The following is a 19,243-nucleotide window of genomic DNA, read 5'->3' as shown; positions in this document are numbered from 1 at the left end:
GGCCGCCGCAGCCGACCCTCGGCCGGGAGGCGGAGGCGGAGGCGGAGACGCCCGCGCGTCAGCCGGGGAGCGGTGTCAGCAGCATGCGGCCCGCGAATCCCACCGCCGCGTCCAGCCGTTCGGTGAATTCCTCGGCGACGTCGGCGCAGTGCCGCAGCGCCCACAGGGCACGGGCCGTCGCCCAGGTCGCGTCCCGGGCGCGCTCCAGGCTCCAGGAGCCCAGCAGATGGGTGAGCGGGTCGGCGATCTGGAGCAGGTCGGGGCCCGGCATCAGCTCCTCGCGAATGCGCTCCTCCAGCGACACCAGGAGATCGCCGACGCGGTCGAACTCGTCCTCCAGGTCGGCCGGTGCGCAGCGGAGCGCCTGGCAGGCGTCGACCACGGCCAGCGCCAGGTCGTGCCCGATGTGCGCGTTGATGCCGGCCAGCGCGAACTGCAACGGCCGCACCCCTGGATGGCGGCGGAGCTGGAACAGGGGCCGCCAGCAGGCGGGCGGACGGCGGTCCGCGGCAGCCGCGTCGACCGCCGCCAGGTAGCGCTCGGCGAACCGCACGTCCAGCGCGGTCGCCGCGCGCGGGTCAGAGAACTCCCCGGCGTCCAGGCGCCGGTCGACCTCCTCGGTGACGGCGAGGTAGACGCGGTTGAACACGGCGACGCCGTCCCGCGCGGGGAGGGCCGTGTCGAGCGCGCGCATCCGCGCGACGACGGCGTCGACGGGGGTGATGAGGTGTGCCGGCTGCGCCATGGGGGAAGGGTCCCAGCCCGCGGCCGGCCGGTGTGCCGACCGGCCGGGTGCTTCGCCGGAACGAGGGAACGCCAGGGTCTTTCGTGTGGATCAGGCCGGATCAGGGAGCGGGGTCTGGTGCCGTGCGTCGCAAGGCGGAGGAGGGCGCCATGGCGGAGCCACGGCAACCGACGACAACGCGGCGAGGCGCGGTGCCAGGGCCCGCGAGCCCGGCATGATCCAAACGAGAGGCCCTAGGGGTTGGCCCGCGGTGCCTCGGCGTCGTAGGAGGAGGTGCCCTCGTCCAGCAGCGGCTCCTGCTTCTTCAGATGGGCCGGGGCGAAGGCGCGCAGTGCGTGGTAGCCGGTGATGACGACCAGCGTGCCGAGCGCGATGCCGCTGAGCGAGAAGGTGTCGGTGAACTTCATGGTGACGTTGCCGACGCCGATGATGATGCCCGCGGCGGCCGGGACCAGGTTCAGCGGGTTGCGCAGGTCCACCTTGGCGTTGATCCAGATCTGGGCGCCGAGCAGCCCGATCATGCCGTACAGGATGACGGTGATGCCGCCCAGGACGCCGCCCGGGATGGCGGCCACGATCGCGCCGAACTTCGGGCAGACGCCGAACAGCAGGGCGAACCCGGCGGCGGCCCAGTAGGCGGCGGTGGAGTAGACGCGGGTCGCGGCCATCACGCCGATGTTCTCCGAGTAGGTGGTGTTCGGCGGGCCGCCGACGGCCGTCGACAGCATGGAGCCGACCCCGTCCGCCGAGATCGCCGTGCCGAGCTTGTCGTCCAGCGGGTCCCCGGTCATCTCGCCGACCGCCTTGACATGGCCCGCGTTCTCGGCGACCAGGGCGATCACCACCGGCAGCGCGACCAGGATCGCCGACCACTGGAAGGACGGTCCGTGGAAGGCGGGCAGGCCGATCCAGTCGGCCTTGGAGACGCCGGAGAGGTCCAGCCGCCAGTGGTCGGTGAGCTTGCCGCTCGCGTCCACCGAGTGGATCTTCCCGAAGATCCGGTCGGACGCCCAGGAGAGGCCGTACCCGAAGAGCAGGCCGAGGAAGATCGCGATGCGGGACCAGAAGCCACGCAGGCAGACGACCGCCAGGCCGGTGAAGAGCATCACCAGCAGGGCCGTCCACTGGTCCTGCGGCCAGTAGGTCGACGCGGTCACCGGGGCCAGGTTGAAGCCGATCAGCATGACGACCGCACCGGTGACGATCGGCGGCATCGCGGCATGGATGATCCGGGCGCCGAAACGCTGCACGGCGAGGCCCACCAGGAACAGCACGGCGCCGACGACGAAGACCGCGCCGGTCACGGTCGCGCTCGTCCCGCCCTGGGCGCGGATCACGGCGGCCACGCCCACGAACGACAGGGAGCAGCCGAGGTAGCTCGGCACCCGGCCGCGGGTGGCGAGCAGGAAGATCACGGTCGAGACACCGGACATCATGATCGCGAGGTTGGGGTCCAGGCCCATCAATACCGGGGCGACGAAGGACGCTCCGAACATGGCGACCACGTGCTGGGCGCCCAGGCCCACGGTGCGGGGCCAGGAGAGCCGTTCGTCGGGGCGTACCACCGCTCCGGGTGCGGGCGTGCGCCCGTCACCGTGCAGTTTCCAGCGCACGCCGAGGTCCATGGTGGGTTTCGCTTTCTTGCGTACGTGAAGACGGTCCGCACCATTGTCAGGGGTAACCGGCGGCTCTACGCTCGCACGGTCCTACTCGTGAACTGAGTTCACATATCTGATCAGTAGTGGATCGGAGTCCTCGATGAGTGGAAGATTCCGTGCGGTCGTGGTGTCGGTCGTGGTGGTGCTGTCCGGGGCCCTGCTCGTCCCGTCCACCCACGCCGCGCCCCCGTCCCCGCGGACCGCCGTCCTCGACGGCGCCCGTCTCGAACGGACCCGGGCCCGCGTGGCCCACGACCCCGCGCTCCGGCGCGCCGTCGCCGGCCTGGCCGCCCGTGCGGACGCCTGGCTGGACCAGGGTCCCTGGACGGTCGTCGACAAGCCGAGACCCGCCCCCGGCGGCGATGTGCACGACTACCTCAGCCAGGCGCCCTACTGGTGGCCCACGACCACCCCCACCGCCGACGATCCCTGGGGCTGCCCGTACGTCCAGCGCGACGGGCAGCGCAATCCGGAGGTCGACAGCGGCACGGACCGGCAGGACGCGGAGAAGGTCTTCGACTCGACGTACGACCTCTCGCTCGCCTGGTACTACACGGGCAGGTCCGTCTACGCCGAGAAGGCCGCGCGGATCCTGCGCACCTGGTTCCTGGACCCGGCCACCCGGATGAACCCCGAGCTGGACCACGCCCAGTTCATCCCGTGCATGTACGACGGCCGGGCCATCGGCATCATCGACTTCTCGCAGTCGTACACCAGCGTGCTGGACGCGCAGGCGATCCTCGCCGCCGGCGCACCCGGCTGGACGGCCGAGGACCGGGCCGCGATGGACAAGTGGAACAAGGACTTCCTCGGCTGGCTGAAGAACAGCGACTTCGGCGAGCAGGAGGGCGCCGCCGCCAACAACCACGGCACCTTCTACGACCTCCAGCTCGCCGCTCTCGCCTACGCCACCGGTGACACCGGCCTGGCCAGGCGGACCGTGCTGGACGCGCGGGCCGGGCGGATCGACCCGCAGATCGCGGCCGACGGCAGCCAGCCGCAGGAACTCGCCCGCACCCGCAGCTGGCACTACTCGACCTTCGACCTGGTCGCCTACACCCGGCTCGCGGCCATCGGCCGGCACATGGGCGTGAACCTGTGGGAGCACCGGGGCCCGGACGGGCGGGGGCTGTTCAAGGCGGTCGACTATCTGCTGCCGGCCGCGACCGGCGCCACCGCCTGGCCCCACCCCGAGCTGGAGTTCCACCGGTACGCGGCGACCGACGTGGTGCACGCGGCGGCCGACGCCGGTGACGCGGCGGCAGCGGCGGCCGTGCCCAGGCTCCAGGCGCCGCCCGGGGGAGACCTCTGGGCGCTGCGGCCCGCCGCCGAGCAGCTGGACTCGATAGCGGGCTGACCCGCGCCGACCCGTACGGAACAGCGCCGACCGTACGGAACAGCGCCGACCGTACGGAACAGCGCCGACGGTACGCGACAGCGCCGACCCGCGCTGACCTGGGGGGCTTCCCGGCCGGGATCCTGAGCGGTCGCTTAGTATGGTGGCGTACGGGGGTGCCGCCACCCCACCAGCGCAGCTCAGGAGCCCTTCCCGTGACCGCCGAAGCCCCGATCGCCCCCGCCGTCGCCCATGGCCGGCTGATCCCCGTCACCGTCCACTTCGACGACCTCGACGCGCTCGGGCTCCTGCACAATGCCCGCTACCCGCTAATGGTCGAGCGCGCCTGGACCGAGCTGTGGAACGAGTACGGCGTGCGCTTCGACGGTGACTGGGCGGCGGCCGGCGACGCCTGCAACGCGGTCCGGGAACTGCGCATCGGCTACGAGGCGCCGGTCACCCGCCCCGGCTCCTACGCCGTCCACCTCTGGCTGGAACGGCTCGGCACCACCGGTCTCACCTACGGCTTCCGGTTCTGCTCGGCCGACGGGACCGAGACCTACGCCCGGGGCACCCGCGTGCTGGTCCGGCTGGACGCGACGACCATGCGCCCCGCGCCCTGGAGCGAGTCCTTCAGGGCCGCGGGTCGGGCACTGCTGCGGCCCGCGGACTGACCTTCCCGCCGCCCCGGCGCTCGGCGGTGCGCAGCACGCCCGCGAACACCGCGAGCCCGCAGGTCAGCGCCGTCACCACGCAGAAGGACACCATCAGGTCGGTCGCCTGGGCCACGCCGCCGATCAGGCTCGGCGCGATCAGCCCCGAGGTGTAGGTGATGGTCGCCACGCCCGCGATGGCCTGACTGGGGTTGGGGCCGGCGTGCCCGGCCGCGGCGAAGCAGAGCGGCACGACCACCGCGATGCCGAGGCCCATCAGCGCGAACCCGCCCATCGCCACCGCGGGATGCCCGGCGAACACGATCAGCAGCCCGCCGACCGCGGCCAGGACACCGCCGGCCCGCACGGTGCGGACCGCGCCGAAGCGGTTCACCACCGCGTCGCCGGCGATCCGGGCCACCGCCATGGTCAGCATGAACCCGGTCGTGGAGGCCGCCGCCAGCCCCGCCGAGCTGCCCAGCCGGTCCCGCAGGAACACCGCCGACCAGTCCAGGCTGGCCCCCTCGGCGAACACCGCGCAGAAGCCGACCGCGCCGATCAGCAGCGCGGACCGCGGCGGCAGCGCGAACCGCGGGGGCGGTTCCTCGTCCTCGGCGGGCTGGAGGTCCAGCACCCAGCCGCAGGCAACGAACCCGAGCACGGTGAGGACGGCCGACGTGAGGGCGAAGTGCAGGCGCGCGTCGGCGCCCAGATGCGCGGCCAGGGTCCCGGCCGCCGAACCGACCAGGGCGCCCGCGCTCCACATGCCGTGCAGCCCCGACATGATCGACTTTTCGAGCAGCCGCTCGACCTCCACGCCGAGCGCGTTCATCGCGACGTCGGCCATGCCCGCGGTCGCGCCGTAGGTGAACATCGCCAGGCACAGGGTGACCAGGTTCGGCGCGAGGGACGGCAGGGTGAGGGACAGCGTCCACAGCGCCAGCAGGCCGCGCAGCGCCGTACGGCTGCCGAAGCGGTGGCTGATCCGCCCCGCCAGCGGCATCGCGCACGAGGCGCCGAACGCCGTGAAGGCCAGCGCCAACCCCAGCCGGCCCGCGCCGAGCGAGGTGTGCTCCTGGACCCACGGCACGCGCGTCGCGAACGAACCGGTCACGGCGCCGTGCACGGCGAACACGGCCGCCACGGCGTACCGGGCGCGCCTGACCTCGTCGTGCGCGTGACCCACGTCACTCATGATCCGGCTCCTCCGCAGGAGTTCCCCGCCGCGCCCTCGCGGCACCGGCGTAAACTATCAGGGACCCTGCCTGATAGATAGTGAGCAGCCCGGCCGCCCGCGTCTGGGAGGATTCCCGTCATGCCCGCATCCCCGAGCACCGCCCGGGCCCTCAACGACCGGCTGGCCCTGCGCCTGTTGCAGCAGGACGGCCCGCTCACGGCAGGGCAGTTGAAGCAGCTGACCGGACTGTCCCGGCCGTCGGTCGCCGACCTGGTCGACCGGCTCACGGCCGCCGGGCTGATCACGGTGGTCGGCGAGTCCGGCGAACAGCGCCGGGGCCCCAACGCCCGGCTCTACGGCATCGTCGCCGACCGCGCCCACCTCGCCGCGCTCGACGTCCGCACCGAGGGGGTCTTCGTCCTGGTCTCCGACCTGGTCGGGCGGGTGCTCGCCGAGGCGTCCGTGCCGATCGGCGGGGACGCCGGGACCGGGCCCGCCGTGGAGCAGGCGGTGGCCGCGGTGGAGAGCGCCCTGAAGGAGGCGGGCGCCGACCGGCTGCACACCGTCGGCATCGGCGCGCCGGGACTGATCGACCCGGCCACCGGCGACCTCAGGGACTCGGTCGGCCTGCCCGCCTGGCACCGCAGCCTGGCCGCCGCCCTCCAGGACCGGCTGCCCGGCGTCCGCATCACCGTCGAGAACGAGACCAACCTGGCCGCCCTGGCCGAGCAGCGGGAGGGCGCCGCCCAGGACCGGGACACCTTCGTCCTGCTCTGGCTGGGCCACGGCGTCGGTGCCGCGGTCGTCCTGGACGGCACCCTGCGCCGCGGCGCCTCCGGCGGTACCGGCGAGATCGGCTTCCTGCCGGTTCCGGGCACGGCGTCGCTGCCTTCGGCGACGGACTGCGAGGGGGGCTTCCACTCGCTGACCGGTGCCGCGGCGATCGCCGCCCTGGCCGGGGAGTCCGGTCTGCCGGCGCCGGACACCGCGGACGGTCCGGGCGCGGCCGCGGTGGTCCGGGGCGCGGTGGCGGCGGTCGCGGCGGTGACGGAGCGGCCGGGCGATACGTCCCCGGGAGCCGGTGCCGGCCGCTTCCTGGAGGCCCTCGCCGACCGGATCGCGATCGGCGCCGCCTCCGTCGTCGCCGTCCTCGACCCGGGGCGCGTCGTGCTCGGCGGCGAGGTCGGCCAGGCCGGGGGAGAGGTCCTGGCCGGCCTCGTGGAGGCCCGGCTGCGCCGGATGTCGCCGCTCGCCACGCAGGTGCGCGCAAGCACCCTCGGGGGTGCCGCGGTCCTGCGCGGAGCCCTGCTGACGGCCAGGGAGCGGGCCCAGGACGACGTCTTCTCACCGTCGGCGAGCGGAACCGCGGGACCCTGATGTCCCCGTCTTCCGGGGCCGGTTGCCGTCCCTGACCCCCCGGCCGGACGCGCTGAGCGCGTCATGTCACCGGCGGGCGCCCCGGTCGGCTCCCGGCGTGCCGGTCGGCACCGGCGGGGACGGCGGCGCCCGGCGCCCGACGCGCCCTCCCCGGCTGCCGGACGCCCGGGGTGCACCGCGCCCCCAGGGGCGCGGCACGCCCCTCGGTGCGCGTCCTCGGCCTCCGGGCGCCCCGCGTCCTCAGCCCCGTCCGCCCCGCGTCCTCAGCCCCGTCCGCCCCGCGTCCTCAGCCCCGTCCGCCCCGGTCCCCGAACCGTCGCGTCAGGTAGTCCTCGAAGGTCACCTTGCCGTCCGCCCGGTCCGGCGCCAGGTGGCCGCCCGCGCGGAAGGCGCGGTACGTCCTCCCGAACAGCGGCACCCGCACCATCGGGCGGCGCCGGCCGGTCGCCCGCAGCCAGGCGCGGGCCAGCGAGTCCAGCGCGCGGACCTCGGGGCCGGCCAGGTCCGGAACCCGTCCGGCGGGTGCCCCGAGCGCCAGCTCCACCAGCCGCTCCGCCACCTCGGCGACCTCGACCGGCTGGTCCCCGACTCCCGCCGGGACCACCATGACCGGCGACTTGGCCAGGCCGTCGAAGAGCGTGACCAGCAGGTCGTGGAACTGGGTGGCCCGCAGCACGGTCCAGCCCAGCCCCGACTCCTCGATCAGCCGCTCCACCGCCAACTTGGCCCGGTAGTAGCCGAGCGGCACCCGGTCGACGCCGACGATGGAGATGTACACGAGATGGCCCACCCCCGCCCGCCGGGCCGCCTCGACCAGGTTGCGGGCCGCCCGCTCGTCGCCGCCCCGCGGCGTGCTCGCGCAGTGGACGACCGTGTCCACACCGGCCAGCGCGGCGTCCAGGCCGGTACCGCCGGTGCGCAGGTCGACGGCGTACGGCCGGGTGTGCCGGCTGAGCACCCGCACCTCGTGCCCGTCCGCCCGCAACCGCTCCGTGACGAGCCGGCCGAGGGTTCCGGTTCCGCCGGTCACCAGGATCGTGGTCATGCCGTTCTCCGCCCTTTCGGACCCCCGGGCACTCCCCGCTGGAGCACCCTTCGCCGAAGGGACGGGACGGTCACCCGGAAACGTGACATCCTCCGGCGACTTCTTCCGGACGGGCGGGGCAGGCCGGACAGGCCGGCCGAGCGCGCTGCTCTCACGGCCGCCCTGACGGCCCGGCGGCGGGCAAGGGCCGTCGTCACCGCCGCCGGACCCGTCCGCACCCTAAAAGGACTAGACCAGTACGGTCAATGGTCCGGACCAGGTCAACGCCGTACCGGCGGTGGCCGGTTGGCCGGGGTGGCCCCGTCGCACGAAATCACCGACACGCACTGTGAGCGAGCCCACACCGATCACTCGTATGGACGCGTGCCGGGCGTGGCACACTGGCCCTGTACCAGAAGCAGCGCACTCCGGGGTCGGTGAAAGTCCGAACCGGCGGTTATAGTCCGCGACCCGGTCGCTTCCAGCGGCCGGTTGACCAGGTGGAATTCCTGGACCGACGGTTAAAGTCCGGATGGGAGGCAGTGCGTGGCGGGCGGGCATGCGTTCTCCGTGTGCGCGCCGCCGTATCTGGACTCGTCCCCGTGCGGACGTGTCCGTTTCCGGCGACGCCCCCGGTGTGTGCTCATCCGTATCCTCTGTCGTCATCGACAGGCCCCGGAGTCCGTGCCCCAAGAGGCAGGAGGACCCGGGAAGTGTTCACCGGAATCGTCGAAGAGCTGGGTGAGGTCACCGCCGTCGAGAATCTCGGCGACGCCTCCCGATTCCGGCTCCGCGGCCCCGTCGTGACCGAGGGCGCGCAGCACGGCGACTCCATCGCCGTGAACGGAGTCTGTCTCACCGTCGTCGAGCACGAGGGTGACGAGTTCACCGCCGACGTCATGGCCGAGACCCTCAACCGCTCCAGCCTGGGCGCGCTCACCGTCGGCTCCCGCGTCAACCTGGAACGCCCCACCGCCGTCGGCGCCCGCCTCGGCGGCCACATCGTGCAGGGGCACGTGGACGGCACCGGCGAGGTCCTGGAGCGCACGCCCTCCGAACACTGGGAGATCGTGAAGATCTCCCTGCCCGCCGAACTCTCCCGCTACGTCGTGGAGAAGGGCTCCATCACCGTCGACGGCATCAGCCTCACCGTCGTGGACGCGGGCCCCGACCACTTCACCGTCAGCCTCATCCCGACCACCCTCGCCCTCACCACGCTCGGCGTGAAGCAGCCCGGCGACCCGGTCAACCTCGAAGTGGACGTCATCGCCAAGTACGTCGAGCGGCTGCTCGCGGCCGGGCAGGGGGTCAACCGGTGAACCGGCTCAACTCCGAGGCGTTCACCCTCTTCGGCCAGCACATCATCTGGTCGGACATGGTCGGCAACATCCTCGGCCTGATCGCCCTCGCCCTGGGCTGGCGCCGCTCCCTGTGGACCTGGCCCGTGCAGTTCCTGTCCGGCCTCGTGCTCTTCTCCGCCTTCTACGGCCACCTCACCGGCAGCGCCGGCAAGCAGGCCGTCGTCATGGCCGTCGCCCTGTACGGCTGGTGGCAGTGGCAGCGCGGCAAGGACGGGACCGACGGCCGTATCACCGTCCGCTTCGCCGGCTGGCGCGAGCGCGGCGCGATGCTCGCCGCGGCCGCCGTCGGCACGGTCGCCGTCGCCCTGCTCTTCACGGCGTACCCGAAGCTCTCCTGGGACCCCTGGCCCGACGCCTACATCTTCGTCGGCACGGTCGTCGCCATGTACGCCCAGGCCAAGGGCATGGTGGAGTTCTGGTTCGCCTGGCTGCTCGTCGACCTCGTCGGCGTCCCCCTCAACTTCGCCAACGGCTACGCCTTCTCCGGCTTCGTCTACATCCTCTACGGCGCACTCGTCCTGTGGGGCATGCGCGACTGGTGGCTGCGCTCCCGCAAGGGCCCGCAGCCCGCACTGGAAGGAGCGCCGGCATGACCTCGGCACCGCTGCTGTACGGCACCGACGACATCGAGGACTTCACCCTCGACCCGGTCGAACAGGCCATCGCGGACATCGCCGCGGGCCGCCCCGTGGTCGTCGTCGACGACGAGGACCGGGAGAACGAGGGCGACCTCGTGATCGCCGCCGAGAAGGCGACCCCCGAGATCGTCGCCTTCATGATGAGCGAGTGCCGGGGCCTGATCTGCGCCCCCATGGAGGGCGAGGAACTCGACCGGCTGCGGCTGCCGCAGATGGTCGAGGACAACACGGAGTCGATGAAGACCGCGTTCACGGTCTCCGTGGACGCCTCCGCCGCCCACGGCGTGACCACCGGCATCTCGGCCGCCGACCGCGCCACCACCCTCCAACTGCTCGCCGGCGGCACCGCCGAGCCCACCGACCTCGTCCGCCCCGGCCATGTCTTCCCGCTGCGCGCCCGCCCCGGCGGCGTCCTGGTGCGCAACGGCCACACCGAGGCCGCCGTCGACCTCGCCCGGCTCGCGGGCCTGCGCCCGGCCGGCGCCATCGTGGAGATCGCCGGCGAGGACGGCCGGATGCTGCGGCTGCCCGAGCTGATCCCGTTCGCCCGCAAGCACGGCCTGACGATCATCTCCATCGAGGACCTGATCGCCTACCGCCGCGGCAGCGAGCCCACCGTCCGCCGCGAGGCCGAGACCCGCCTGCCCACCCGGCACGGCACGTTCACCGCCTACGGCTACCGGTCCGCCCTCGACGGCGTCGAGCACGTCGCTCTCGTCCACGGCGAGATCGGCGACGGCGAGGACGTCCTGGTCCGCGTCCACTCCGAATGCCTCACCGGCGACGTCTTCGGCTCCCTGCGCTGCGACTGCGGCCCCCAGCTGGACACCGCGCTCGAACGCATCCAGGCCGAGGGTCGCGGAGTCGTCGTCTACCTGCGCGGACACGAGGGACGCGGCATCGGCCTGCTCTCCAAGCTGCGCGCCTACGAGCTGCAGGAGCAGGGCCGCGACACGCTGGACGCCAACCTGGAACTCGGCCTGCCCGCCGACGCCCGCGACTACGGCGCCGGCGCGCAGATCCTCGCCGACCTCGGCGTCCGCGGCGTCCGGCTGCTGACCAACAACCCCGACAAGGCCGACGCGCTGCTGCGCCACGGCCTGCGCGTCACCGGCCGCGAGCCGATGCCCGTCCAGGCCGGGGAGCACAACCTCCGCTACCTGCGCACCAAGCGGGACCGGATGGGACACGACCTGCCCTGGCTCGACACGCCCGCCGTGCCGGCCTCCACGGCCGCGTCCGCGGCCACCTGCGGCAATCAGTAAGAGCAAGCCCAGCAAGAGAAAGCACTGAGGAGAGACGTGAGCGGCAAGGGTGCACCGGAGCTGTCCGTACGCAACGTGAGCGACCTCCGGGTCGCCGTCATCGCGGCGCAGTGGCACGAGAAGGTGATGGACGGTCTGGTGAACGGCGCCCTGCGCGCCCTGCACGAACTGGGCATCGACGAGCCGACCCTGATCCGGGTGCCCGGCAGCTTCGAGCTGCCGGTCGCCGCCAAGGTCCTGGCGGGCCGCGGCTACGACGCCGTGGTCGCCCTCGGAGTCGTCATCCGCGGTGGCACCCCCCACTTCGACTACGTGTGCCAGGGCGTCACCCAGGGCCTCACCCAGGTCTCCATCGACACCGGCGTGCCCGTCGGCTTCGGCGTGCTCACCTGCGACACCGAGGAGCAGGCCCTGGACCGGGCCGGCCTGGAGGGCTCGAACGAGGACAAGGGCCACGAGGCGGTGACGGCCGCCGTGGCGACCGCGGCCACGCTGCGCTCAGTATCTGAACCCTGGCACTAGGGAGTCGCGCGAACCGCGTAGGGTGGGCAGCACCATGTCCAAGAAGACGTTCGAGGAGCTCTTCACCGAGCTCCAGCACAAGGCCGCCACCGGCGATCCCGCCACTTCCCGTACCGCAGAGCTGGTCGGCAAGGGCGTCCATGCCATCGGCAAGAAGGTCGTCGAAGAGGCCGCCGAGGTGTGGATGGCCGCCGAGTACGAGGGCAAGGAAGCGGCTGCCGAGGAGATCTCGCAGCTCCTGTACCACGTCCAGGTGATGATGGTCGCCCGTGGGATCTCCCTCGACGACGTCTACGCCCACCTGTGACCCACCTGCCGTAAGAAGCCGTAGAAAACCCCTTCACGCAAAGGAAGCCGACCTCATGCTGCGCATCGCCGTCCCCAACAAGGGTTCACTGTCCGGCCCTGCGGCGGAGATGCTGCATGAGGCCGGCTACCAGCAGCGCCGCGAGTCCAAAGAGCTGCGGATCGTCGACCCGGAGAACGAGGTCGAGTTCTTCTACCTCCGCCCCCGCGACATCGCGATCTACGTCGCCTCCGGCCGCCTCGACCTGGGCATCACCGGCCGCGACCTGCTGATCGACTCGGGTGCCGACGCCGAGGAGATCCTGCCGCTCGGCTTCGCCCGCTCCACCTTCCGCTTCGCCGCCAAGCCGGACACGGCCGGCGGCATCGAGGACCTCAAGGGCAAGACGGTCGCCACGTCGTACGAGGGCATCGTCGCGGGACACCTCGCCGACAGCGGCATCGACGCCTCCGTCGTCCACCTGGACGGCGCCGTCGAGACCGCCATCGAGCTGGGCGTCGCCGAGGTCATCGCCGACGTCGTCGAGACCGGCACCAGCCTGCGCAACGCGGGCCTGGAGGTCTTCGGCGAGCCGATCATGACGTCCGAGGCGATCGTCATCCGCCGCACCGGCGCCGGCGCCGACGAGACCGCCGAGCCGAAGGCCCAGCAGTTCCTGCGCCGCCTCCAGGGCGTCCTGGTCGCCCGGACCTACGTGATGATGGACTACGACTGCCGGGTCGAGCAGCTGGAGAAGGCCGTGGCGCTCACCCCCGGCCTGGAGTCCCCGACCGTCTCCCCGCTGCACAACGAGGGCTGGGTCGCGGTCCGCGCCATGGTCCCCGCCAAGGAGGCGCAGCGGATCATGGACGACCTCTACGCCATCGGCGCCCGTGCCATCCTGACCACGGCCATCCACGCCTGCCGCCTGTAAGAGGGGTACGCCGACCGATGACCGACCTGCCCACTCTGCCCGTCACCTTCCGGCCGGGCCGCACCCGAGTGATCCTGCTCACCGCCGGGGTCGCGATCTTCGTGGTGATATCCGGGATCGCGGTGCTGCTGGAGCAGCTCGGCCCGGGGGACCGGCTCACCTTCGTCCTCACCGGGGCGCTCTGCCTCTGGTTCCTGGCCCAGCTGGCCCGGGTGAAGGTGGTCGCCGACGACTCCGGCGTCACCGTGGTCAACATCCTCCGCAAGCGGCGCCTGGCCTGGGCGGAGATCCTGCGGGTGAACCTCCGGCCGGGCGACCCGTGGGTGTTCCTCGACCTCAGCGACGGCACCAGCCTGCCCGCGCTCGGCATCCAGCCGGGCGTCGCCAAGCAGCGGGCCATCGCCGACGCCAGGGCCCTCCGCGCCCTCGCCGAGGCCCACTCGGACTCCTCCGGCCTGCCGCACGAGCCCGAGTCTTGATTAATCTGGTGGGCGGAGGCCGTCTCGCTGCGCCTCCGCCCCTGCGCACCGCCCGGTGCACGGGGGTTCCTGCTACCCGAGGAGTGACTCCCTCCGGCGATGGACGGATCGTCCTGTAGTACCTGCGCCACCCCTGCCCGACCCGGGAAGGCGGTGGCAGCGTGACCATCTCCCTGCTGCTCCTCGGAGCGGCGTTCCTGCTGATCCTCGCCAACGGATTCTTCGTGGCGGCCGAGTTCGGCCTGGTGACCGTCGAGCGTCCCGACGCCGAGAAGGCCGCCGCCGACGGCGACGCCCGCGCCCGTACGGTCGTGGAATCGCTGAAGGAGCTGTCCTTCCAGCTCTCCGGCACCCAGCTCGGCATCACCATCACCTCCCTGGTCGTCGGCATGCTCGCCGAACCGGCCCTGGCCGAGCTGCTGCGCGGCCCGTTCGCCGCGCTCGGCATCCCCGAGGGGGCCGCGTCCGGCATCGCCGTGGTCGTCGGCATGCTGCTGGCCTCGGCGATCCAGATGGTGATCGGCGAACTCGTGCCCAAGAACTGGGCGGTGTCCCGGCCGCTCCAGGTCGCGCGCTTCGTCGCCGGCCCGCAGCACCGCTTCGCCCGCCTGTTCCGCCCGGTGATCTCCGCGCTGAACACGGTCGCCAACCGGCTGGTCCGCGCCCTCGGCGTCGAACCCGCCGAGGAGCTGGCCTCCGCCCGCACCCCCGGCGAACTCGTCTCCCTGGCCCGGCACTCCGCCCAGGCCGGCGCCCTGGAGCAGGACACGGCCGACCTGTTCGTCCGCACCCTGTCCCTGGGCGAGCTGACCGCACAGCACGTCATGACCCCGCGCGTGAAGGTGAGCGCCCTGCAGGACTCGGCCACCGCCGAGGACGTGGTCAACCTCACCCGGGCCACCGGCCTGTCCCGCTTCCCCGTCTACCGGGAGAAGATCGACGAGATCGTCGGCATGGCCCACCTCAAGGACGCGCTGGCCGTCCCGGTCCACGACCGGCTGCGCACCCCCGTCGGCCGTATCGCCCGCAAGGCGCTCCTGGTCCCGGAGACCCTGCCCGTCCAGCCCCTGCTCGCGCGCCTGCGCAGCGAGCAGCCCATCGCGGTCGTCGTGGACGAGTACGGGGGCACGGCCGGCGTGGTCACCCTGGAGGACATCGTCGAGGAACTGGTCGGCGAGGTCCGCGACGAGCACGACGCCAAGGACACGCCCGAGCTGGCCCCCGCTCCGCCCGAGGACGGCAGGCCCGCCTGGGACGTGGACGGCAGCTGCCGCGTCGACATCCTCCAGCGCATAGGCCTGGACGTGCCCGAGGGGCCGTACGAGACCGTCGCCGGCCTGGTCGCCGATCTGCTCGGCCGGATCCCGGCCCCCGGCGACCGGGCCGAACTGCCCGGCTGGCGGCTCTCGGTCCGCCAGGTCGGCCACTACCGCGCCGAACGGGTCCGCCTGGTCAGGACGGCCCCGGTGGCGAACGCGATGGAGGCCGTCCGATGAGCCTCCTCCAACTGGTCTTCGCCGGGTTGCTCGTGCTCGCCAACGGGCTCTTCGTGGGCGCCGAGTTCGCGCTCGTGTCCGTCCGGCGCAGCCAGATCGAACCGCTCGGCACCGCCCGGGCCCGCCAGGTGCTGTACGGCCTGGAGCGGCTGCCGCAGATGATGGCCGCCGCCCAGTTCGGTATCACCGTCTGCTCGCTGACCCTCGGCGCGGTCGCCGAGCCGACGGTGGCGCACCTGCTGGAGCCGGTGTTCGAGTGGATCCGTCTGCCGCACGGCGTGATCCACCCGCTCGGCTATGTCATCGCCCTGGCCGCCGTGGTCTTCTTCCACCTGGTCATCGGCGAGATGGTGCCGAAGAACCTGGCCATGGCGGCGCCGGAGAAGGCGGCGCTCTGGCTCAGCCCGGGGCTGGTGTACTTCGCCCGCCTCTGCAAGCCGATCACGGCGGCTCTGGGCGCCTGCGCCCAGGGCATCCTGCGGCTGTTCCGGGTCGAGCCGAAGGACGAGGTGGAGGCCGTCGTCACCACCGAGCAGCTCAACCGCCTGCTGGAGGACTCCGGTCAGGCGGGGCTCCTCGACCCCGAGGAGCAGGAGCGCCTGGAGGACGCCCTGGAACTGGGTTCCCGCCCGGTGACGGACGTCCTGCTGCGCCGGGAGTCCCTGGTCACCGTGGACCCGTCGGTCACGCCCGGGGAGATCGTGGAGCTGACGGCCCGCACGGGCTACTCCCGGTTCCCGGTCGCGGCGACCGAGAAGGGCCCCTTCATGGGGTACGTGCACGTGAAGGACGTCCTCGACCTGGAGGACTCCGAACGGGCCGTCCCGCAGCAGGTGTGGCGCCCCATGGCCACGCTCCGCGCCGAGCTGCCGCTCGACGACGCCCTCACCGTGCTGCGCCGGGCGGCCACGCACCTGGCCCAGGTGGCCGACGCGACCGGCAAGGTGCTGGGTCTGGTCGCCCTGGAGGACGTCCTGGAGATGCTGGTGGGAGAGGTCCGGGACCCGGCGCACCGGGCGGTGGTCGACGTCAGGCTGACGGAACCGAGGACGCACGGGGAGCCGGAGGAGGTGCTGGCCACCTAGGGGCCCCTGGCCCGTGGCCGCCCGCGGTCGCGGGGAGCCGCTCGCGCGGTTCCCCGCGCCCCTCCGGGACGTTCGTCACAACCCTGGCGGGTCCTGCGGCCCCCGCCCCGACAGCACCTCTCCGTACGCCTGCATCAGATCCGGCAGCCGCAGCGTGGCCAGATCGTCCCGGGACAGCGCGCCGGCGTACGTCGACAGCCGCAGATCCCGGTACGCGCAGCTCTTCTCGTACAGCGTCCGCAGGAACCGCCCGTTGCCCAGCTCGTCGATCCACCCCTGATCGACCACGTGCCCGGCGATCGACCGCAGCTCCTCCAGCGCCTCGTCGTCCCAGCGGTCGCCGTTCTCCGCCGCGAGGACCTTGCCGATCTCGGTGAGCTCCAGCGGCCGGTAGGACGGGAAGTCGACGCGTGTGGTGAACCGGGAGGACAGGCCGGGGTTGGCGGCGAGCAGCCGGTCCATGCCCTCCGGGTAGCCGGCCAGGATCACCACCAGGTGGTCCCGGTTGTCCTCGGCCCGCTTCAGCAGCACCTGGAGCGCCTCGTCGCCGTACGCGTCCCCCTTGCCGTACCCGGAGTTGGACAGCGAGTACGCCTCGTCCACGAACAGCACCCCGCCGATCGCGGAGTCGATCAGCTCGTTGGCCTTCACGGCCGTCTGCCCGAGGTACTCGCCGACCAGGTCGGCGCGCTGGGCCTCCACGAGGTGGTCGCCGCCGAGCAGGCCCAGGGCGTAGAACACCCGGCCCAGGATGCGGGCGACCGTGGTCTTGCCCGTGCCGGACGGGCCCGAGAAGACGAAGTGCCGCTTGGGCGGCTGCACCGGCAGCCCCTGCCCCGCCCGCAGCCGCGCCATGTTCAACTGCGCGGACAGGGCCTTGACCTGGCGCTTCACCGGTTCGAGCCCCACCATGCGCTCCAGCTCGGCGAGCGCCTCCTCCAGTAACGCGGGATCGGTCGGCCCGGCCGGGATCGGCGAGGCGGACGCCCCGGACACCCCTGTCTTCGTCCGGACCGAGGGATCGGCCACCGACGGCAGCGGCCCGGTCGGCAGATCGGGCTCCGGCAGCCGCAGGTCCCGGCCCTCCGTGCCGAACAACGGATCGAATCCGTCCGGCCCGTCCATCGTGTCCTGCCCGGCGCCGGTCAGTGTGAGCGCGGCGAGGTCGGCCGCGTCGTCGTACCCGTCGCCCTCGGCGATCGCGGCGAGCCGGGCGGAGGTGTCCATGAAGGCCGGGTCGACCCGGTGCACCGCCCGGTACAGGGGGAGCGCGGCGGCGCTGCGGCCGGTGCCCTCATGGGCCCGGGCCAGCCAGTACCGCAGCTCCTTGCGCTGCGGCTGCTCGCTGCGGCACCGCATCAGCGCCGCCGACAGCAGCGGCTCGGCCTGGCCGTACGTCTCCAGCCGGACCCGGGCCATGCCGCCGAACAGGCCGGCCTCGATGCCGAGCAGGGGATCGTCCAGCAGCGGGTCGGTGTGCCGGACCAGCTGCTCCCAGTCCTTGACCAGATAGGCCCGGCAGGCGTGCAGGAAGCGGACCTGCGCGTCGGCGTCGACCGGGGGCAGCCCGGCGAGGGCACGGTCCAGCTCGGGCACATGGCGGCCGTCCAGCCAGTGGGAGGCGTGCGCCAGCAGCAGATCCCGCGGGCTCTCCAGTACCGGCTGCACCCACCAGCCCAGCCAGTACCAGGAGTTGAGGGAGCGGCGGTGCCGGGCGCGCTGTTCGCCGAAGCGGTCGCGGTGCCGGAACATCCTGAGCAGCGCCGTGGTCGTGTCGACCCGCAGCGCGTGCAGTCCGAGCCAGGCGTCCGCCATGCCGGGATCCATCCGCACCGCGGTGCGGAACTCCTCCTCCGCCTGCGGGTAGGCACCCATCGTGTAGGCGTCCACCCCCCGCAGCCAGGCGAGGTCGGCCGGGGCCTCGGGGCCCTGCGTGCCGAAGTCCATCACGTCCCCCCACAGACCGTGCCCCCGTGGTTCACCACCGGGCAGTCGCCCGACGGCCGCCGCGGTCGAACCGCTGTGCCGCGGACCGGAGTTGCCGGTGCGCGAGGCAGCCGCTCGAAGGTCGCACCGAGGGCATCGTACCTGCGGTACGGGCGCGTACCGAAGGGTGCCGCACGGGCCGTTCGGCGAGGTGGGAGCAGACGGGGCGCACGGGGTTTCGTGACCCAGGGTGAGAGAACCGGTGCGCGAGGCGCCCGGGAAACCGTGCCGCGGGCAGAACGAAGCCCCCGGTCACGGGGGAACAACCGGGGGCTTCGCGTCGATGGGCGACTCCGAAAGCCGCACATTGAGAACGTAAGTCCTGTACGGCCCCCGGGTCAAGCAGAGTTGGGGCACTCGGAGAAGTTGTCCGGCATGGCTCTTCACAGGTTCACCACATCGCGGACGGTCCATCACACAGCGTCACATCGGGCGCGCATTCAGGGGGTGGCCCCGGGTCCCGGCAGTACCTCGTACCCCCTATGTCGCTGCAGCACCAGGAGATCGGCATGGGGGCGCGAGGGGTCGGCGGCGAAGTGCGCGTGCTCCGCCGCGACCCAGCCGTCCCAGAACTCCTCCTGCTCCGCCCCGTCCCGCAGCCGGCCCCGCGCCCAGGACTCCTCCCGGGGCAGCTCCATCCACAGCAGCCGGGCGAGATGCGGCCGCAGCGCCCGGCGTCCGGCGCCGACGCCCTCGAGCAGGACGACGGGGGCGGCCGGCAGCGGGCGCGGGGCACCGAAGGCGCGGGCCCGCCAGTCGTAGGGGGTGTACCGGGCGCCCTCGCCGCGCGCCAGGGGGGCGATCACCTGGGTCATGAGCCGGTCGGTCCAGGCGAACAGCCGTTCATGGCTGGCGATGTCGTCGAGATGGAGCACCGGAGCCCCGCCCAGCGCCTCCGCCAGCCGGCCCGCGAACGTGGACTTCCCGGAGCCGGCGTGCCCGTCGACGCCGATCAGCCGGACCGGTCCCAGTGAGGGCGGGAGCTCGCGCAGCCGCGCGGCGAGGTCGTGAATGGCGCGTCCCGAGGTGTGGTGGGGGCGGGGGTTTTCCGCGAAACAGTCTAGTGGCGGCCCGTGGCGGTTGGGCCGGCGGGAGCCGGTGGACCCGGGAAAGTCACGTCTTGAACCATCGGCTGGCGGCCAGTCAATGGCCATCGATAAACATTCCGAATCCACTGACCGATATGTCGAAATCGGCGTTCCGGGTGTGTCCCACGCTGAG

General features: G+C 72.7%; 18 protein-coding genes and 1 riboswitch. Of the genes, 12 read left to right on the top strand and 6 right to left on the bottom strand.

The annotated features are described in order from the left end of the window. Window positions 1-58: 58 nt before the first annotated feature. A complete protein-coding gene (locus tag ACZ7KF_RS12635; protein ID WP_471072479.1) occupies window positions 59-745 on the bottom strand; it encodes a DUF5995 family protein in 687 nt (228 codons plus the stop codon). Window positions 746-978: 233 nt separating this feature from the next. After that, on the bottom strand, window positions 979-2,370 hold the full coding sequence (locus ACZ7KF_RS12630; protein WP_471072476.1) for a uracil-xanthine permease family protein: 1,392 nt from the start codon (window positions 2,368-2,370) through the stop codon (window positions 979-981). 133 nt (window positions 2,371-2,503) lie between these two features. Here ACZ7KF_RS12630 and ACZ7KF_RS12625 point away from each other — a divergent pair, with 133 nt between their 5' ends. Then, a complete protein-coding gene (locus tag ACZ7KF_RS12625; protein ID WP_471072473.1) occupies window positions 2,504-3,760 on the top strand; it encodes an alginate lyase family protein in 1,257 nt (418 codons plus the stop codon). A gap of 194 nt (window positions 3,761-3,954) precedes the next feature. After that, window positions 3,955-4,413: an acyl-CoA thioesterase gene (locus ACZ7KF_RS12620; RefSeq protein WP_471072470.1), complete on the top strand. Its 459-nt coding sequence runs from the start codon at window positions 3,955-3,957 to the stop codon at window positions 4,411-4,413. Here the strand turns inward: ACZ7KF_RS12620 and ACZ7KF_RS12615 are convergent. After that, window positions 4,373-5,587 (bottom strand): MFS transporter, encoded by a 1,215-nt coding sequence (locus tag ACZ7KF_RS12615; protein ID WP_471072467.1) that lies wholly within the window; start codon window positions 5,585-5,587, stop codon window positions 4,373-4,375. The two genes, ACZ7KF_RS12620 and ACZ7KF_RS12615, sit on opposite strands and share 41 nt — an antisense overlap. A gap of 120 nt (window positions 5,588-5,707) precedes the next feature. On the opposite strand from ACZ7KF_RS12615, the gene ACZ7KF_RS12610 reads away from it, so the two are divergent. After that, a complete protein-coding gene (locus ACZ7KF_RS12610) occupies window positions 5,708-6,946 on the top strand; it encodes an ROK family transcriptional regulator (RefSeq protein WP_471072464.1) in 1,239 nt (412 codons plus the stop codon). 286 nt (window positions 6,947-7,232) lie between these two features. Here the strand turns inward: ACZ7KF_RS12610 and ACZ7KF_RS12605 are convergent, their stop codons facing one another. Then, the gene (locus ACZ7KF_RS12605; protein ID WP_471072461.1) at window positions 7,233-7,991 is read right to left on the bottom strand and encodes an SDR family oxidoreductase; all 759 of its coding nucleotides are present in this window, start codon (window positions 7,989-7,991) and stop codon (window positions 7,233-7,235) included. 398 nt (window positions 7,992-8,389) lie between these two features. Next, window positions 8,390-8,520, top strand: a riboswitch (FMN riboswitch). A gap of 163 nt (window positions 8,521-8,683) precedes the next feature. On the opposite strand from ACZ7KF_RS12605, the gene ACZ7KF_RS12600 reads away from it, so the two are divergent. The 9 genes from ACZ7KF_RS12600 to ACZ7KF_RS12560 all read left to right on the top strand — a co-directional run bounded on the left by ACZ7KF_RS12600 (window position 8,684) and on the right by ACZ7KF_RS12560 (window position 16,036). Then, complete coding sequence (locus ACZ7KF_RS12600) at window positions 8,684-9,289, top strand: riboflavin synthase (RefSeq protein ID WP_471072458.1); 606 nt, start codon at window positions 8,684-8,686, stop codon at window positions 9,287-9,289. Beyond that, complete coding sequence (locus ACZ7KF_RS12595) at window positions 9,286-9,924, top strand: nicotinamide mononucleotide transporter family protein (protein ID WP_471072455.1); 639 nt, start codon at window positions 9,286-9,288, stop codon at window positions 9,922-9,924. Before ACZ7KF_RS12600 ends, ACZ7KF_RS12595 begins: the two co-directional genes overlap by 4 nt. Continuing rightward, entirely contained in the window at window positions 9,921-11,234 is a 1,314-nt protein-coding gene (locus ACZ7KF_RS12590; protein WP_471072452.1) for a bifunctional 3,4-dihydroxy-2-butanone-4-phosphate synthase/GTP cyclohydrolase II, read from the top strand. The genes ACZ7KF_RS12595 and ACZ7KF_RS12590 overlap by 4 nt, the downstream gene beginning before the upstream one ends. 36 nt (window positions 11,235-11,270) lie before the next feature. Next, a complete protein-coding gene (gene ribH, locus ACZ7KF_RS12585) occupies window positions 11,271-11,756 on the top strand; it encodes a 6,7-dimethyl-8-ribityllumazine synthase (RefSeq protein WP_471072449.1) in 486 nt (161 codons plus the stop codon). Between the two features lie 34 nt (window positions 11,757-11,790). After that, window positions 11,791-12,063, top strand: coding sequence for a phosphoribosyl-ATP diphosphatase (locus ACZ7KF_RS12580; RefSeq protein ID WP_026249121.1), 273 nt, complete (start codon window positions 11,791-11,793; stop codon window positions 12,061-12,063). 55 nt (window positions 12,064-12,118) lie between these two features. Next, window positions 12,119-12,976: an ATP phosphoribosyltransferase gene (gene hisG / locus ACZ7KF_RS12575; protein ID WP_471072446.1), complete on the top strand. Its 858-nt coding sequence runs from the start codon at window positions 12,119-12,121 to the stop codon at window positions 12,974-12,976. Between the two features lie 17 nt (window positions 12,977-12,993). Next, window positions 12,994-13,455, top strand: a complete 462-nt coding sequence (locus ACZ7KF_RS12570; RefSeq protein WP_471072443.1) for a PH domain-containing protein — start codon at window positions 12,994-12,996, stop codon at window positions 13,453-13,455. A gap of 161 nt (window positions 13,456-13,616) precedes the next feature. Beyond that, window positions 13,617-14,951, top strand: coding sequence for a hemolysin family protein (locus tag ACZ7KF_RS12565; RefSeq protein WP_471072440.1), 1,335 nt, complete (start codon window positions 13,617-13,619; stop codon window positions 14,949-14,951). After that, window positions 14,948-16,036, top strand: coding sequence for a hemolysin family protein (locus ACZ7KF_RS12560; protein WP_471072437.1), 1,089 nt, complete (start codon window positions 14,948-14,950; stop codon window positions 16,034-16,036). Before ACZ7KF_RS12565 ends, ACZ7KF_RS12560 begins: the two co-directional genes overlap by 4 nt. 75 nt (window positions 16,037-16,111) lie before the next feature. Here the strand turns inward: ACZ7KF_RS12560 and ACZ7KF_RS12555 are convergent, their stop codons facing one another. Then, a complete protein-coding gene (locus ACZ7KF_RS12555; protein ID WP_471072434.1) occupies window positions 16,112-17,983 on the bottom strand; it encodes an AAA family ATPase in 1,872 nt (623 codons plus the stop codon). 479 nt (window positions 17,984-18,462) lie between these two features. Beyond that, the gene (locus ACZ7KF_RS12550) at window positions 18,463-19,035 is read right to left on the bottom strand and encodes a uridine kinase family protein (protein ID WP_471073390.1); all 573 of its coding nucleotides are present in this window, start codon (window positions 19,033-19,035) and stop codon (window positions 18,463-18,465) included. Between the last annotated feature and the right edge of the window lie 208 nt (window positions 19,036-19,243).

The sequence above is a fragment of the Streptomyces sp. NPDC038200 genome (assembly GCF_055600785.1).
This window is presented reverse-complemented; position numbering and strand designations above follow the sequence as displayed.